This window comes from Klebsiella sp. JN_Kp126, from assembly GCF_033843325.1.
GTDB classification, from domain to species: Bacteria; Pseudomonadota; Gammaproteobacteria; order Enterobacterales; family Enterobacteriaceae; genus Klebsiella; species Klebsiella michiganensis.
Genome location: NZ_JAWXQV010000048.1, coordinates 37,270 through 53,550 on the forward strand (window position 1 = coordinate 37,270; position 16,281 = coordinate 53,550).

Annotated in this window: 15 protein-coding genes and 1 pseudogene; 13 read left to right on the forward strand and 3 right to left on the reverse strand. The window is 57.9% G+C overall.

The window, feature by feature from the left end:
- Nucleotides 1-30 precede the first annotated feature (30 nt).
- Entirely contained in the window at nt 31-309 is a 279-nt protein-coding gene (locus SIK97_RS07390) for a YfcL family protein (RefSeq protein WP_014230278.1), read from the forward strand.
- 54 nt (nt 310-363) lie between these two features.
- Here SIK97_RS07390 and mnmC read toward each other — a convergent pair whose 3' ends face one another.
- A complete protein-coding gene (gene mnmC, locus SIK97_RS07395) occupies nt 364-2,352 on the reverse strand; it encodes a bifunctional tRNA (5-methylaminomethyl-2-thiouridine)(34)-methyltransferase MnmD/FAD-dependent 5-carboxymethylaminomethyl-2-thiouridine(34) oxidoreductase MnmC (protein WP_057173178.1) in 1,989 nt (662 codons plus the stop codon).
- A 158-nt stretch (nt 2,353-2,510) separates the two neighbouring features.
- Here mnmC and fabB point away from each other — a divergent pair, with 158 nt between their 5' ends.
- Both fabB and SIK97_RS07405 read left to right on the forward strand, forming a co-directional pair.
- The gene (gene fabB, locus SIK97_RS07400; RefSeq protein WP_014230276.1) at nt 2,511-3,728 is read left to right on the forward strand and encodes a beta-ketoacyl-ACP synthase I; all 1,218 of its coding nucleotides are present in this window, start codon (nt 2,511-2,513) and stop codon (nt 3,726-3,728) included.
- 204 nt (nt 3,729-3,932) lie between these two features.
- Nucleotides 3,933-5,108: an MFS transporter gene (locus tag SIK97_RS07405; RefSeq protein WP_014230275.1), complete on the forward strand. Its 1,176-nt coding sequence runs from the start codon at nt 3,933-3,935 to the stop codon at nt 5,106-5,108.
- Nucleotides 5,109-5,147: 39 nt separating this feature from the next.
- On the opposite strand, the gene flk is transcribed toward SIK97_RS07405, so the two are convergent.
- On the reverse strand, nt 5,148-6,107 hold the full coding sequence (flk, locus tag SIK97_RS07410; RefSeq protein WP_057173172.1) for a flagella biosynthesis regulator Flk: 960 nt from the start codon (nt 6,105-6,107) through the stop codon (nt 5,148-5,150).
- 123 nt (nt 6,108-6,230) lie between these two features.
- On the opposite strand from flk, the gene pdxB reads away from it, so the two are divergent.
- The 10 genes from pdxB to SIK97_RS07460 all read left to right on the forward strand — a co-directional run bounded on the left by pdxB (nt 6,231) and on the right by SIK97_RS07460 (nt 16,016).
- Nucleotides 6,231-7,367: a 4-phosphoerythronate dehydrogenase PdxB gene (gene pdxB, locus SIK97_RS07415; protein WP_047723153.1), complete on the forward strand. Its 1,137-nt coding sequence runs from the start codon at nt 6,231-6,233 to the stop codon at nt 7,365-7,367.
- 62 nt (nt 7,368-7,429) lie between these two features.
- On the forward strand, nt 7,430-8,443 hold the full coding sequence (locus tag SIK97_RS07420) for an aspartate-semialdehyde dehydrogenase (protein ID WP_046877188.1): 1,014 nt from the start codon (nt 7,430-7,432) through the stop codon (nt 8,441-8,443).
- Nucleotides 8,443-9,255, forward strand: coding sequence for a tRNA pseudouridine(38-40) synthase TruA (truA, locus tag SIK97_RS07425; RefSeq protein WP_009654666.1), 813 nt, complete (start codon nt 8,443-8,445; stop codon nt 9,253-9,255). Before SIK97_RS07420 ends, truA begins: the two co-directional genes overlap by 1 nt.
- 27 nt (nt 9,256-9,282) lie before the next feature.
- Complete coding sequence (locus SIK97_RS07430; RefSeq protein ID WP_047723155.1) at nt 9,283-9,942, forward strand: DedA family protein; 660 nt, start codon at nt 9,283-9,285, stop codon at nt 9,940-9,942.
- A 194-nt stretch (nt 9,943-10,136) separates the two neighbouring features.
- Entirely contained in the window at nt 10,137-11,051 is a 915-nt protein-coding gene (gene accD, locus SIK97_RS07435; protein ID WP_004870882.1) for an acetyl-CoA carboxylase, carboxyltransferase subunit beta, read from the forward strand.
- 72 nt (nt 11,052-11,123) lie between these two features.
- Entirely contained in the window at nt 11,124-12,392 is a 1,269-nt protein-coding gene (gene folC, locus SIK97_RS07440) for a bifunctional tetrahydrofolate synthase/dihydrofolate synthase (protein WP_047723156.1), read from the forward strand.
- On the forward strand, nt 12,382-13,071 hold the full coding sequence (gene dedD / locus SIK97_RS07445; protein ID WP_025106662.1) for a cell division protein DedD: 690 nt from the start codon (nt 12,382-12,384) through the stop codon (nt 13,069-13,071). The genes folC and dedD overlap by 11 nt, the downstream gene beginning before the upstream one ends.
- A 199-nt stretch (nt 13,072-13,270) precedes the next feature.
- Nucleotides 13,271-13,759 (forward strand): colicin V production protein, encoded by a 489-nt coding sequence (cvpA, locus tag SIK97_RS07450; RefSeq protein ID WP_004104143.1) that lies wholly within the window; start codon nt 13,271-13,273, stop codon nt 13,757-13,759.
- Between the two features lie 33 nt (nt 13,760-13,792).
- Nucleotides 13,793-15,310, forward strand: coding sequence for an amidophosphoribosyltransferase (gene purF, locus SIK97_RS07455; RefSeq protein WP_004123211.1), 1,518 nt, complete (start codon nt 13,793-13,795; stop codon nt 15,308-15,310).
- Nucleotides 15,311-15,446: 136 nt separating this feature from the next.
- Entirely contained in the window at nt 15,447-16,016 is a 570-nt protein-coding gene (locus SIK97_RS07460; RefSeq protein WP_004852887.1) for a UbiX family flavin prenyltransferase, read from the forward strand.
- Nucleotides 16,017-16,128: 112 nt separating this feature from the next.
- On the opposite strand, the pseudogene SIK97_RS29685 reads toward SIK97_RS07460, so the two are convergent.
- Nucleotides 16,129-16,278 (reverse strand): annotated as a pseudogene (locus SIK97_RS29685) (hypothetical protein).
- Nucleotides 16,279-16,281: the final 3 nt, after the last annotated feature.

Genomic DNA, 16,281 nt, shown 5'->3' on the forward strand with positions numbered 1-16,281 from the left:
GCCACACTTTACATACTATGAGGAAAGAAGATGATCGCGGAGTTTGAATCACGCATTCTGGCGTTAATTGATGATATGGTCGACCACGCCAGTGATGACGAACTGTTTGCCGGCGGTTATCTGCGCGGCCACCTGACGCTGGCGGTGGCCGAGCTGGAAGGAGAGGGCGAGCATACTGCGCAAGCGGTACATGACAAGGTATCCCGGAGCCTGGAAAAAGCCATCAGCGCGGGCGAACTGTCGCCGCCGGATCAGGTTCTGGTGCAGGAAATGTGGAACAGTTTGTACCAGAAGGCGATGCAGAAATAGTTCTGCCCTCCGCCAAAGCCCGGCATTCGCTCAGCCGGGCTCTATTTCCCGCAATTATTTCACCGCTTTCCCTTTCAGCAGTTTTCTTACCCACAGCCGGTTAGGATTCAGCGCCGCCAGCGTTTCTTTATCCATGGGTAATGGCTCATTGCTCATTTGCGACGCCAGAATTTCAGCCGCCAGCGGCGCGGAGCACAGGCCGCGCGAGCCCAGAGCGCCCAGCATATACAGGTTGCGGTAAACCGGCGCTTCTCCGGCCTGCTCCGGACGTTCAGCCAGAGAGGCATATTCGCGTAAGGTGGCCTCATAATCAGGCACGCTGCCGACCATCGGCAAATGATCGCGGGTTGCGCAGCGCACGCCGCTGCGGGCCTGATTAGCGCTCACGTCTACCTCCCGCGTCCATTCCGCCTGCGGGAAACAGTCAATCAGGCGCTGGCGATTCTGCTGCTGATCCTCGGCGCTAAACGCGGCCTCTGCCTGTCCGCGGTGGTAGCTTGCGCCAATGCAGTGTTGCTGATTATGCGGGTTTTGCGGCGTCAGGTAGCCGTTGTAGCACAGGACCTGGCGCAATTTCGATAGCCCTGGCGTCGTCGGAATATGGCTAACCTGACCGGCAACCGGATACATGGGAAGATGCTCCGTCTGGCTAAAGCGGGTCAACTGATGGCCGTTGGCCAGCACCACGACCTCGTGGTACTGCCGCTGGTTTAATTGCCAGCCGTTGTTGTCTGCGCTGAGCTCCGTGACCGGATAATCGTAGCGCACGCGCAATCCGCGAGTGGCGGCGAGGGCCAGCAGTTCAGCGGTTAACTGCTGCGGACAAAGCCAGCCGCCGGCAGGATAGGCGATGCCCCCGCAGCCGGTTTCCACACCGGTTTGTTGCGCAGTGGTTCGGGCGTCCACGGCGACGGCGATTTCCGGCGGCAGGTTAAGCGCAATCATCTGGGCGATTTTCTGCGCGCTTTTCGTATCCCAGCCCAGCTGCGTCACGCCGCACCAGTCATGATCGAACATCACCGGCAGAGCGTCATACACGCGGCGGGCGAAAGTAAATGCCGCCGGGAAGAAGCGGGCCAGGGCGGCATCGTGCTGGCTGAGCAGCGGATAGAGCGCGCCCTGGCGGTTTCCGGATGCGCCTTCAGCCGGCGCGCTGTCGGCGCAGTATAACGTTACCTGCCATCCGCGGCGCAGCAGCGCCAGCGCGAGCAGGGCGCTGGCGATCCCCCCGCCGATAATCGCGGCATCGCGCTGTTCCGTACCGCTGCGGGCAAACCACGGCGCGCGCGCGGGGATCTCCGGCGTTTCACGCATTTCGCCGGTCAGCATTTCGCGCTTGCGGCCAAAACCCTTGCGCTTCTGCATGCTGAAACCGGCCTCCTGCAGGCCGCGGCGGACAAAGCCGGCGGAGGTGAAGGTGGCCAGGGTACCGCCGGGTCTGGCCAGACGAGCCATCGCCGCAAACAGCTCCGCCGTCCACATGTCCGGGTTTTTTGCCGGGGCAAAGCCATCAAGAAACCAGGCGTCCACCTGCTGATTAAGCGAATCATCGAGCTCGTTGGTCAGTTCATTAATATCGCCAAACCACAAATCCAGCGTGACCCGCCCTTCATCCAGCAGCAGACGATGACAGCCCGCGATGGGCAGAGGCCACTGCGCCTGCAGCTGCTCGGCCCAGGTTGCAAGCTCCGGCCAGCGCTGGTGGGCAAGGCGCAGGTCCTCCGCTTTCAGCGGAAATTTTTCGAAACTGATGAAATGTAATCTTTGCAGGGTAGCTTCTGGGTTATCGCGGTGAAAAACGTCAAACGCCTGCCACAGCGTGAGGAAATTCAGGCCGGTACCGAACCCGCTTTCGGCAACCACAAAGAACGGACGTGCATACTCAGGGAAGCGTTCCTTGAGCTGGTTTCCGTCGAGGAAAACGTAGCGCGTCTCTTCCAGACCGTTGTCATTGGAAAAGTAGACATCGTCAAAATCTCGGGAAACAGGTGTACCCTCAGCGTTGAATTCCAGGTTGGCGGGTTGTATGGCGTTTTGTTTCACGTAAGTTACTCGAATCACAAGGCGTAGAACGATCTTAACGATGTGTGCCTGAGGGCGCAAATTTATACACAAATTGGCTGATCGGACTTGTTCGGCGTACAAGTGTACGCTATTGTGCGACTCGAAACTTAATATAGTGCGACTTACAGAGGTATTGAATGAAACGTGCAGTGATTACTGGCCTGGGCATCGTTTCCAGTATTGGTAATAACCAGCAGGAAGTCCTGGCATCTCTGCGTGAAGGACGCTCCGGGATCACTTTCTCTGAAGAGTTTAAAGATTCAGGAATGCGCAGCCACGTATGGGGCAACGTCAAACTGGACACCACCGGCTTGATCGACCGTAAAGTGGTTCGTTTCATGAACGATGCCTCTATCTATTCCTATCTTTCCATGCAGCAGGCAATTGAAGATGCTGGCCTGAAAGATGAAGTCTATCAGCAAAACCCGCGCGTGGGCCTGATTGCCGGTTCTGGCGGTTCTTCTAAATCTCAGGTTTTCGGCGCTGATGCAATGCGCAGCCCGCGCGGTCTGAAAGCGGTTGGCCCCTACGTGGTGACCAAAGCGATGGCGTCCGCGGTATCCGCTTGCCTTGCAACACCGTTCAAAATCTACGGCGTCAACTACTCCATCAGCTCCGCCTGTGCGACTTCCGCCCACTGCATCGGTAACGCTGTTGAACAAATCCAGCTGGGCAAACAGGACATCGTGTTTGCCGGCGGCGGCGAAGAGCTGTGCTGGGAAATGGCGTGTGAATTCGACGCGATGGGCGCGCTGTCCACCAAATACAACGAAACGCCAGAAAAAGCGTCTCGTACCTATGACACCCACCGTGATGGTTTCGTTATCGCGGGCGGCGGCGGTATGGTTGTGGTTGAAGAGCTGGAACATGCTCTGGCGCGCGGCGCGCACATCTATGCTGAAATCGTTGGCTACGGCGCAACGTCCGATGGCGCAGACATGGTTGCCCCGTCCGGTGAAGGTGCGGTTCGCTGCATGAAGATGGCGATGGACGGCGTTGACACACCGATTGACTACCTGAACTCCCACGGTACTTCTACTCCGGTAGGCGATGTGAAGGAGCTGGGGGCGATTCGTGAAGTCTTCGGTGATAACAGCCCAGCGATCTCCGCGACCAAAGCGATGACCGGCCACTCCCTGGGCGCCGCTGGCGTACAGGAAGCTATCTACTCCCTGCTGATGCTGGAACACGGCTTTATTGCGCCGAGCATCAACATCGAAGAGATGGACGAGCAGGCCGCCGGCCTGAATATCGTGACCGAGCCGACCGAACGCGCGCTGACGACCGTGATGTCTAACAGCTTCGGCTTTGGCGGGACTAACGCCACGCTGGTCATGCGCAAATACCGCGCATAACGAACACGCTTTACAAGGGGAGCCAACGGGCTCCCTTTTTTGTATTCTTGACAGACCCCCGGGAGAAAAGGCAAACTCCTGGCACAACATTATTCTCTCAGATAATGCGTAAGCGTTTAACGTCATCCAACGCGCCTTAACCCTGATAATCAGGTGGAGAGGGCGTGGTCTCACCTCGCCTTACTCTGCGAACTGGAGTAAAGCATGTCCGCAGTCACTGAAACAAAACGCACTCCTTCAGCGAATGGTTCGCTGTTTCGGATCACGTTCGCCGTTTTTCTCACCTATATGACCGTCGGCCTGCCGCTACCGGTTATCCCTTTGTTTGTCCATCAGGAACTGGGATTTGGCAATACCATGGTTGGCGTCGCCGTCGGTATCCAGTTTCTGGCGACCGTATTAACCCGCGGCTATGCCGGCCGCCTTGCCGATCAGTACGGCGCCAAACGCTCTGTCCTGCAGGGGATGTTGGCCTGCGCGCTGGCGGGGGGCGCCTGGCTGTGCGCCGCGCTGCTGCCGGTGCCGGTCATGGCGAAGTTTGGCCTGCTGGTGCTTGGCCGTCTGATCCTGGGTTTTGGTGAAAGCCAGCTGCTCACCGGTAATTTAAGCTGGGGGATGGGGCTGGTGGGGCCCATGCGCTCCGGTAAAGTCATGTCGTGGAACGGTATGGCGATATACGGCTCTCTGGCGGCCGGGGCGCCGCTGGGGCTGCTGATCTACAGCCATTACGGCGTCGCGGCGCTGGCCTGCGTCACCATGGTGCTGCCGTTAGTGGCCTGGGCGATTAACGGCACGGTGCGTAAAATTCCTGCTCACGGCGGCGAGCGGCCGTCGCTGTGGAGCGTGGTGGGAATGATCTGGCGGCCCGGTATCGGTCTTGGCCTTCAGGGCGTCGGCTTCGCGGTAATTGGCACATTTGTCTCTTTGTATTTCGCCAGCAACGGCTGGGCGATGGCCGGTTTTACGCTGACCGCGTTTGGCGGGGCGTTTGTCCTGATGCGCGTACTGTTTGGCTGGATGCCGGACCGCTTCGGTGGGGTGAAAGTGGCCATCGTTTCGCTGCTGATTGAAGCGATAGGCCTGGCGCTGCTCTGGCAGGCGCCCAATGCCTGGATCGCGCTGGCGGGGGCGGCGCTCACCGGCTGCGGATGCTCGCTTATCTTCCCGGCGCTGGGCGTCGAGGTCGTGAAGCGGGTACCGCCGCAGGTACGAGGAACGGCGCTTGGCGGCTATGCCGCGTTTCAGGATATCTCTTACGGCGTCACCGGCCCGCTTACCGGGCTGCTGGCGACGTCGTTGGGCTACTCTTCCGTCTTCCTGGCCGCGGCAATATGCGCCGTGCTGGGGATCCTGGTTAGCCTGGTGTCGCTGCGTAAGTAGCGCTTCATTCGGCCCGGCATGCGGGCCGATGATATCTCCTTAAATCACCAGCCACAGCAGGGCAAGCACCACGATAACTGCCAGCGCGATAACCCACGGTTTTTTCAATACCAGCCACGGTGAGGCGGGAGGCGCCTGAACCGGCGGGATCGCCAGCGTCTCCTGGGCTCTGGCGACCCTGAGCACGAAAATTTTATTGAGCAGCGTCAGCAGCTGCGCCGCGCTGAGCGGCGTTTGCGCCGTCGCGTGCCAGTGGGTTTGGGCAAAATCCATCACTCTTTGCCATTCCGCGGCTTCAAGCGGCTGTTTTAATGCGGCCTGCAGCGAGGTCAGCGTCGGCGCAGCCTGCGAACTGAGCGTTTGCCGCGCATGTAGCCAGTACGAGAGGGGAGTGAAGTGGGTCGCCGGGATCAGCTCTCCGCTCTTGACGCCGCTTAGCTCCAGCATGGATTGCCAGAGAAGCTTGCTGGACTCGCCGGTGGCCGCCGCGAGTTTGGTCACCTGCTGATTGAGCGTGTTGTGCTCCGCGGGCAGCAGCGGACGATGCGTTGGCGGGCGCTGCTGCGGCTGAGGAATCGAGAGCTGGCCGCTTTGCAGGAGCTGCAGAACATTCTCCAGCTGCGGCTGGGACAAGGCATGCAGGGCGGTTTGACCGTCATGCTGACGAATATAATCGCTGACCGCCTGGCGATTGTTGCCCTGATTCAGCAGCTCGCTCAGCTGCGCCAGGATTTGCCGACGGTGATGATTTTGCTGGGCGAGGATTAGGCGCTGGTTCAGGCTGTGCTCGGCGGCGGCAAAATGGCTTGCCAGCAGCGGCGCGTCGTTTTTCAGGCTCAGATCGTGTTTTACGCAGGCCCACACTTCCGCATTTTGCTGGGATGTTAAAGCCACCAGGCGCGTAATGAGCCGCTCAAGCGCGGTACGCTGCTGAGTGGTGAGCGGAGGTTCGCCTGAGCCCGGAGGGCGATCGGACATACCTGAAACGGGTTGCGTCATGATTAATCCTTTGCGTATTGCTGTACTAAATTACTGTACTAAGGGCCGGGTGGTGATGTTCCTGGCGGGCAGATTATGGCACACTTCCCCGGTTTACTCTCGCTCTCAGACAGGTACTGAACCGTGAAAATCCTCGTTGATGAAAATATGCCCTATGCGCGCGAGCTTTTTAGCCGCCTGGGGGAAGTGAAGGCCGTTGCTGGTCGCCCTGTCCCGGTTGAAGCGCTAAATGACGCCGATGCGCTGATGGTGCGATCCGTCACCAAAGTTAACGAAGCGCTACTTTCTGGCAAAGCGATCAAATTTGTTGGCACCGCGACGGCGGGTACCGATCATGTCGATCAGGCGTGGCTACAGCAGGCGGGAATCGGTTTTTCCGCGGCGCCGGGCTGCAACGCTATCGCGGTGGTGGAATATGTGTTTTCCGCGCTGCTCATGCTGGCCGAGCGTGACGGTTTTGCGCTGGCCGACCGTACCGTCGGGATCGTGGGCGTCGGCAACGTGGGCGGGCGTCTGCAAAAACGCCTTGAGGCGCTGGGAATCAAAACGCTGCTCTGCGATCCGCCGCGCGCCGATCGCGGCGACGAGGGGGATTTCCGCTCCCTTGACGAGCTGGTGCAGGACGCGGACATTCTGACGTTCCATACCCCGCTCTATAAGGAAGGGCAGTACAAGACGCTGCACCTGGCGGATGAGGCGCTGATTCGCCGCCTGAAGCCGGGGACGATTTTAATCAACGCCTGCCGTGGTCCGGTGGTGGATAACGCCGCGCTGCTGCAGCAGCTGCAGGCCGGGCAGGCATTAAGCGTGGTGCTGGATGTCTGGGAGCCGGAGCCGGATCTGAATACCGAATTGCTCAAGCGGGTGGATATTGGTACGCCGCATATTGCCGGCTATACCCTTGAAGGCAAAGCGCGCGGTACGACGCAGGTTTTTGAGGCCTACAGCGCGTTTATTGGTCATCCACAGCAGGTGGCGCTGGACACGTTGCTACCGGCGCCGGAGTTTGGCCGCATTACGCTGCACGGGCCGCTCGATCAGGCAACGCTAAAACGGCTGGCGCATTTGGTGTATGATGTGCGCCGCGATGATGCGCCGCTGCGAAAAGTCGCGGGCGCTGCGGGCGAGTTCGACAAACTGCGCAAAAATTATCAGGAACGCCGTGAATGGTCTTCGCTGTACGTACAGTGCAGCGATGCGCAGGCGGCGACGCTGTTGCGCCAGCTGGGCTTTAACGCCGTTCATCATCCTGTTCGTTAATATCATCTTAATGCTCCTGCTGGATAATCCGGCAGGGCCGCTTTTTTCTGGAGTACACCACCATGTCTGAAGGCTGGAATATTGCCGTACTGGGCGCAACGGGCGCCGTAGGCGAAGCCCTGTTCGAAACGCTTGCCGATCGTCAGTTCCCGGTGGGGGATATTTATGCGCTGGCGCGTAGCGATAGCGCCGGTGAACATCTGCGTTTTTCGGGCAAGTCGGTTATCGTTCAGGATGCGGCGGAATTTGACTGGACCCAGGCCCAGCTGGCCTTTTTTGCCGCCGGTGTAGAGGCCTCCGCCGCGTATATCGAAGACGCCACTAACGCGGGCTGCCTGGTGATTGATTTAAGCGGCCTGTTTGCGCTGGAGCCGGACGTGCCGCTGGTGGTGCCGGATGTCAACCCGTTCGTGCTGGCGGATTACCGCAATCGCAACGTTATCTCGGTCGCGAATAGCCTGACCAGCCAGCTGCTGTCGGCGTTGAAACCGTTGATCGATCGGGGCGGCCTGTCGCGCATCAGCGTGACCAGCCTGCTTTCCGCTTCCGCCCACGGTAAAAAAGCGGTCGATGCCCTTGCGGGGCAGAGCGCCAAATTGCTTAACGGTATTCCGATCGACGAAGATGATTTCTTCGGTCGTCAGCTGGCGTTCAATATGCTGCCGCTGCTGCCCGATCGTGAAGGAAGCGTGCGTGAAGAGCGCCGTATCGTCGATGAGGTCCGCAAAATCCTGCAGGATGATGGCCTGATGATCTCCGCAAACGTCGTTCAGTCGCCGGTGTTTTACGGCCATGCGCAGATGGTGAGTTTTGAAGCGCAGCGTCCGCTGGCCGCCGAAGAGGCGCGCGATGCCTTTAGCCTTGGCGAAGATATCGAACTGTCCGAAGAGGGCGAGTTCCCGACGCAGGTCGGCGATGCTTCCGGTAACGCCCGCCTCTCCGTCGGCTGCGTGCATAACGACTACGGTATGCCTGAGCAGGTGCAGTTCTGGTCCGTCGCCGATAACGTCCGTTTTGGCGGCGCGCTGATGGCGGTAAAAATCGCTGAGAAGCTGGTTCAGGAGTATTTGTACTGATGTCTGAGATGGAGCAGCCGCCGGTCTACAAAATCGCGCTGGGCATCGAATACGATGGCAGCAAGTACTACGGCTGGCAGCGGCAGAACGAAGTCCGCAGCGTACAGGAGAAGCTGGAAAAGGCGCTCTCGCAGGTAGCGAACGAGCCTGTTAACGTTTTTTGCGCGGGCCGTACGGATGCTGGCGTTCACGGTACCGGTCAGGTCGTGCATTTTGAAACCCGCGCGCAGCGTCAGGATGCCGCATGGACGCTGGGCGTAAATGCGAATTTGCCCGGCGATATTGCGGTGCGCTGGGTAAAGCCGGTTCCACCAGATTTTCATGCCCGCTTCAGCGCCACGGCGCGTCGCTATCGTTATGTTATCTATAATCATCGTCTGCGGCCGGCGGTATTGAGCCGCGGCGTAACCCATTATTACCTCCCGCTGGATGCGGAGCGGATGCAGCGCGCCGCTCAGTGTCTGCTGGGAGAGAATGATTTCACCTCGTTTCGTGCGGTACAGTGCCAGTCGCGCACGCCGTGGCGCAACGTGATGCATATTAACGTCACCCGTTATGGTGCATATGTGGTGGTGGACATCAAAGCGAATGCCTTTGTACATCATATGGTAAGGAACATTGTCGGCAGTCTGATGGAAGTAGGTGCCGGTAACCAGCCAGAGAGCTGGATTGCAGAACTTCTGGCGGCAAAAGACAGGACGCTTGCCGCCGCAACGGCAAAGGCGGAAGGATTGTATCTGGTGTCGGTGGACTATCCGGCACACTACGACCTCCCGGTCATGCCGATGGGCCCGCTGTTTCTGGCGGACTAACCGGGTTATTAAGGGCTAACGCAAACTATGGACCTGATTCACTTTTTAATTGATTTTATCCTGCATATTGATGTGCATCTGGCTGAGCTGGTCGCGGAGTACGGCATTTGGGTATACGCGATTTTATTTTTGATTCTGTTCTGCGAAACTGGCCTGGTGGTCACGCCGTTCCTGCCGGGGGATTCGCTGCTGTTTGTGGCAGGCGCGCTCTCCGCGCTGCCGACCAACGATCTCAACGTGCATTTAATGGTGCTGCTGATGGTCATTGCCGCGATTGTTGGCGATGCCTTGAACTACACGATTGGCCGGCTGTTTGGCGAAAAGCTCTTCAGTAATCCCAATTCGAAAATTTTCCGCCGCAGCTACCTGGATAAGACCCATAGCTTCTACGAACGCCACGGCGGTAAGACCATCATCCTGGCCCGTTTCGTGCCGATCGTCAGAACGTTTGCGCCGTTTGTGGCGGGAATGGGGCATATGTCCTATCGTCATTTTGCGATGTATAACGTTGTTGGCGCGCTGCTGTGGGTACTGTTATTTACCTACGCGGGTTATCTGTTCGGCGATTTGCCGATCGTCCAGGAAAACCTTAAGCTGCTGATCGTGGCGATTATCGTCCTGTCCGTATTGCCGGGCGTGATTGAAGTCATCCGCCACAAGCGGGCGGCGGCGAAACAGGTGAAATAACGCGGCGACGATCTTCGGGCGGTATGCCGCCGCCCGAAGAGTGAAGTGTGAGCGGTTCGACCACTTTTTTATCCCATGTTACGGGATGTTATGATTTAATGTGCAACATTCATGGTCTGTGAGGGGCAAAAATGGCATTATGCGCCCCTTGCGACAAAACTGGCATCGACCAGGTTCAGGTAGAAAGGTTATCAATGAGCTGGATTGAACGAATTAAAAGCAATATAACCCCCACCCGTAAGGCAAGTATCCCTGAAGGTGTATGGACCAAGTGCGACAGCTGCGGTCAGGTATTGTACCGCGCAGAGCTGGAGCGCAACCTGGAGGTTTGCCCTAAGTGCGATCACCACATGCGTATGTCGGCGCGCAACCGCCTGCATAGCCTGCTGGACGAAGGTTCCCTCGTGGAGCTGGGAAGCGAGCTCGAGCCGAAAGATGTGCTGAAGTTCCGCGATTCGAAAAAGTATAAAGACCGTCTGGCGTCCGCCCAGAAAGAGACCGGCGAAAAAGACGCGCTGGTGGTCATGAAAGGCACCCTGCATGATATGCCGGTTGTTGCCGCCGCTTTCGAATTCTCCTTTATGGGTGGGTCGATGGGCTCCGTGGTCGGCGCGCGCTTTGTTCGCGCGGTTGAGCAGGCTCTGGAAGACAACTGCCCGCTGATTTGCTTCTCCGCATCCGGCGGCGCCCGTATGCAGGAAGCGCTGATGTCGCTGATGCAGATGGCGAAAACCTCCGCTGCGCTGGCGAAAATGCAGGAGCGCGGCTTGCCGTATATCTCCGTGCTGACCGACCCAACCATGGGCGGCGTGTCTGCGAGCTTTGCGATGCTGGGCGATCTCAACATCGCTGAGCCAAAAGCGCTGATCGGCTTTGCCGGCCCCCGCGTTATCGAGCAGACCGTTCGCGAGAAGCTGCCGCCGGGATTCCAGCGCAGCGAGTTCCTGATTGAGAAAGGGGCGATCGACATGATCGTACGCCGCCCGGAAATGCGTCTGAAGCTGGCCAGCATTCTGGCGAAGCTGATGAACCTTCCGGCGCCAAATCCGGAACCCGCTCACGAAGGTGAGGTGGTGCCACCGGTGCCGGATCAGGAACCAGAGGCCTGATAATGCAGAGGGCAGGCCTGACGGCGCTGCCCTTTTTTTTACGCGTAGTTATCCTAACTCTTGCCGGACATCATGGAAAAACAACCTATTCCTCAGGCCACGTCGCCCCTGGCTACGTGGCTTTCTTATCTGGAACATCTGCACAGCAAAACTATCGATCTCGGGCTGGCGCGCGTCAGCGAGGTCGCGCAGCGGATGGCGGTAATGAAACCTGCGCCGTTTGTCTTTACGGTGGCGGGGACCAACGGCAAAGGCACCACCTGCCGTACCCTGGAGTCGGTGCTGATGGCGGCGGGCTACAAGGTTGGCGTTTACAGTTCGCCGCATCTGGTGCGCTACACAGAGCGGGTGCGGGTGCAGGGCGAAGAGCTGGCGGAGCTCGCGCATACGACCTCTTTTGCCGAAATTGAAGCCGCGCGCGGCGAGATTTCCCTGAGCTATTTCGAGTTTGGCACCCTCTCCGCGCTGTGGCTGTTTCAGCAGGCGCGGCTGGATGTGGTGATTCTTGAGGTGGGACTGGGCGGTCGCCTGGATGCGACCAATATCGTCGATGCTGACGTGGCGGTGGTGACCAGTATTGCCCTCGACCATACCGACTGGCTGGGGCCCGATCGCGAAAGCATCGGCCGCGAAAAGGCGGGGATTTTCCGCTCAGGTAAACCGGCTGTCGTCGGCGAACCCGATATGCCGTTGACCATCGCTGAGGTGGCGAGCGAAAAAGGGGCGCGGCTCCTGCGCCGTGACGTTGACTGGCAGTATGACGCCAGTGAACAAGGCTGGTCCTTCCGCGATCGTCAGGGGGCGCTAAGCGATCTGCCGCTGCCGCAGGTCCCGCTGCCGAATGCGGCAACGGCGATTGCGGCCTTGCGCGCCAGCGGTCTTAAGGTAAGCGAGCAGGCGTTGCGCGATGGCGTTCAAAACGCGATGCTGCCGGGGCGTTTCCAGATAATCAGCGATGCTCCCCGGACGATCCTGGATGTTGCCCATAATCCGCATGCGGCGGCCTATCTCGCCGGGCGTCTCAAAACCTTATCGAAAACGGGGCGCGTGCTGGCGGTTATTGGTATGCTGCATGACAAGGATATTGCAGGAACGCTGGCAAATTTACAGGCCGAAGTTGACGACTGGTACTGCGCGCCGCTGGAAGGTCCGCGCGGAGCCACGGCGGAGCAGCTGCTGGAACATTTGCGCGCAGGTAAAGTCTATACTAGCGTCGCTGAGGCGTGGCATGCCGCGATGGCGGACGCCGGGCCTGAAGATACGGTGCTGGTGTGTGGTTCATTCCACACGGTGGCGCATGTAATGGAAGAAATAGACGCGGGGAGAATCGGTGGCGAGTAAGTTTCAGAACCGTTTAGTCGGGACGATTGTGCTGGTGGCGCTGGGGGTGATTATCCTGCCAGGGCTGCTGGATGGTCAGAAAAAACATTATCAGGATGAGTTTGCCGCCATTCCGCTGGTGCCAAAACCGGGGGATCGCGATGAGCCGGATATGCTGCCAGCGGCGACCCAGGCGCTGCCTTCGCAGCCTCCTGAAGGGGCGGCGGAAGAGGTGAGGGCCGGCGATGCCGCTGCGCCATCGCTGGATCCGTCGCGGATACCGGTGAATAACAACAGTTTTGATGTGGTGCAGGAGCCGGTGGTCGCACCGAAACCACAGCCGAAACCTCAGCCGAAGCCGGTAGAGAAGCCGCAACCGCAACCACAGCAGCAGCAGGTTACGGCGCAGACGCCGCCGCCTAAACCGCAGCAGCAGGCTGAAATTCCGGCGCCGACCGGTAAAGCCTATGTGGTGCAGCTTGGCGCGCTGAAGAACGCCGATAAGGTTAACGAGATTGTCGGTAAGCTGCGCGCTTCCGGCTTTAAAGTTTACACGTCGCCTTCGACGCCGGTGCAGGGTAAAATTACCCGTATTCTCGTGGGGCCGGATACCTCGAAGGATAAGCTGAAAGGTCAGCTTGGTGAGCTGAAGCAGCTTTCGGGACTTAGCGGCGTGGTCATGGGCTACAGCCCGAACTAACTCTCTCTTTTTTAAAGGAGTAGAGTGCTGAAACCCCTGTCTGACGCGCCCTGAAGAGGCGAAAGACAGTATGGCGTTGAATGTTTTTTCAGCGCCATTTTTATTTCTGTAGGGCACGGAAATCCCTACGCAAACGTTTTCTTTTTCTGTTAGAATGCGCCCCGAACCGGACGACAGGGCGTAAAATCGTGGGACGTATATGGTCTGGATTGATTACGCCATAATTGCGGTGATTGGTTTTTCCTCACTGGTTAGCCTGATCCGCGGCTTTGTTCGTGAAGCTTTATCGCTGGTAACCTGGGGATGCGCTTTCTTTGTTGCCAGTCATTACTACACTTACCTGGCTGTCTGGTTCACGGGCTTTGAAGACGAACTGGTCCGAAATGGGATTGCTATCGCGATACTGTTTATCGCAACGCTTATCGTCGGCGCTATCGTTAACTTTGTGATAGGTCAGCTGGTGGAAAAAACCGGCCTGTCGGGAACCGACAGGGTGTTAGGGATCTGCTTTGGCGCCCTGCGCGGGGTGCTAATCGTCTCGGCGATTCTGTTCTTTCTCGATAGCTTTACCGGTATGGCGAAAAGCGAAGACTGGCAAAAGTCTGAGCTTATCCCGCAGTTCAGTTTCGTTATCAGATGGTTCTTTGACTATCTGCAGAGCTCGTCAAGTTTCTTGCCCAAAGCATAAGCGTTGGGATGTAGCTTAACGAGGAAAAGACGTATGTGCGGTATTGTCGGTATCGCCGGTGTTATGCCGGTAAACCAGTCGATTTATGACGCGTTAACGGTGCTTCAGCATCGTGGCCAGGATGCCGCAGGCATCATCACCATTGATGCGAACAACTGTTTCCGTTTGCGTAAGGCGAACGGTCTGGTGAGCGACGTTTTTGAAGCTCGCCATATGCAGCGTATGCAGGGCAATATGGGTATTGGTCACGTTCGTTACCCGACGGCTGGCAGCTCCAGCGCCTCCGAGGCACAGCCTTTCTACGTCAACTCGCCGTACGGCATTACGTTGGCGCACAACGGTAACCTGACTAACGCTCACGAGCTGCGTAAAAAGCTGTTTGAAGAAAAACGCCGCCACATCAACACCACCTCTGATTCCGAAATCCTGCTCAATATCTTCGCCAGCGAGCTGGACAACTTCCGCCACTACCCGCTGGAAGCAGACAACATTTTTGCGGCGATCGCCGCCACCAACCGCCAGATTCGCGGCGCTTATGCCTGCGTGGCGATGATTATCGGTCACGGCATGGTCGCTTTCCGCGACCCGAACGGCATTCGTCCGCTGGTGCTGGGCAAGCGCGATATCGGCGATGGCCGCACCGAGTATATGGTCGCTTCGGAAAGCGTGGCGCTGGATACGCTGGGCTTTGAGTTCCTGCGTGACGTGGCGCCTGGTGAAGCGGTATATATCACCGAAAAAGGCCAGCTGTTTACTCGCCAGTGCGCGGAAAACCCGGTCAGCAACCCGTGCCTGTTCGAGTACGTCTATTTTGCGCGTCCGGACTCCTTCATCGACAAAATTTCCGTTTACAGCGCCCGCGTCAATATGGGCACGAAGCTGGGCGAGAAAATTGCCCGCGAGTGGGAAGATCTGGATATCGATGTGGTCATTCCCATTCCGGAAACCTCCTGCGATATCGCGCTGGAAATTGCCCGCATCCTCGATAAGCCGTATCGCCAGGGGTTTGTTAAAAACCGCTACGTTGGCCGTACCTTTATCATGCCGGGACAGCAGCTGCGCCGTAAGTCCGTGCGCCGTAAGCTTAACGCCAACCGCGCCGAGTTCCGCGATAAGAACGTGCTGCTGGTGGATGACTCCATCGTGCGCGGCACCACCTCTGAGCAGATTATCGAGATGGCGCGCGAAGCCGGGGCGAAGAAAGTGTATCTTGCCTCCGCTGCGCCGGAAATTCGCTTCCCGAACGTGTATGGCATCGATATGCCAACCGCCAATGAGCTGATAGCCCACGGGCGTGAGGTAGATGAGATCCGCCAGATCATCGGCGCCGATGGCCTGATTTTCCAGGATCTGGACGATCTGATTGACGCGGTGCGCGCGGAGAATCCGGATATTCAGCAGTTTGAATGCTCGGTCTTCAACGGTATCTACGTCACTAAAGATGTCGATCAGCAGTATCTGGACTATCTCGACTCTCTGCGTAACGACGACGCGAAAGCGGTTCAGCTGCAGAATGAAGTTGAAAACTTAGAGATGCACAACGAAGGGTAATCCTCTGTTTTGCTGAGAGCCCGCGGTCTGACGGCCGCGGGCTTTTTTATTTTCTCGCGCCAAATGCGGGTCCGCGGTTGCGTCGGAGACTATAATCCGGCAAAGTCTGCGCCATTGTGTGAAAGGGGCAATCATCGTGAAGCGACTCATTATCGGTATTTCTGGCGCCAGCGGCGCGATTTACGGCGTACGCTTGCTCCAGGTTTTGCGCGAAGTTTCGGATGTCGAAACCCATCTTATTTTAAGCCAGGCCGCGCGCCAGACGCTGGCGCTGGAGACGGATTTCTCCCTGCGCGAGGTGCAGGCGTTAGCCGACGTGGTGCACGATGCCCGCGATATCGCCGCCAGCATCTCTTCCGGCTCTTTTAAAACCGCCGGGATGGTGATTTTGCCATGCTCAATGAAGACCCTCTCCGGCATCGTTCATAGCTATACCGACGGGCTGCTGACCAGGGCGGCGGACGTGGTGCTTAAAGAGCGCCGGCCGCTGGTGCTGTGCGTACGGGAAACGCCGTTCCACCTTGGCCATTTACGGCTGCTGGTCCAGGCGGCGGAAATGGGCGCGGTGATTATGCCGCCGGTTCCGGCGTTTTATCATCGCCCGAAAAGCCTGGACGATGTGATTAATCAGACGGTCAATCGCGTGATCGATCAGTTCGATATCTCTCTTCCGCAAGACCTCTTTTCCCGCTGGCAGGGCGCGTAGGGCGCACTAAGATAGTGCGCTTTGTTCACATCCGCCTCCCCGCAGTGCAATTTTGTCGCCTCGATCAAATCCTCAACATTTAATTTGTTTTTTTGCGCTGCGGCACTGCGGTTTATCCGTTATTGCTGGTATCTTCCCTTTTAAGACAAACTTGCAACCTTTATTTAACAAATTTAACGCCATTTCCAGCACGCACTGAGAAAATGGCATAAAACGTGCAAGATTTTGCCGGCAGTACAAATAACAAGATAACGCATCGCATAAC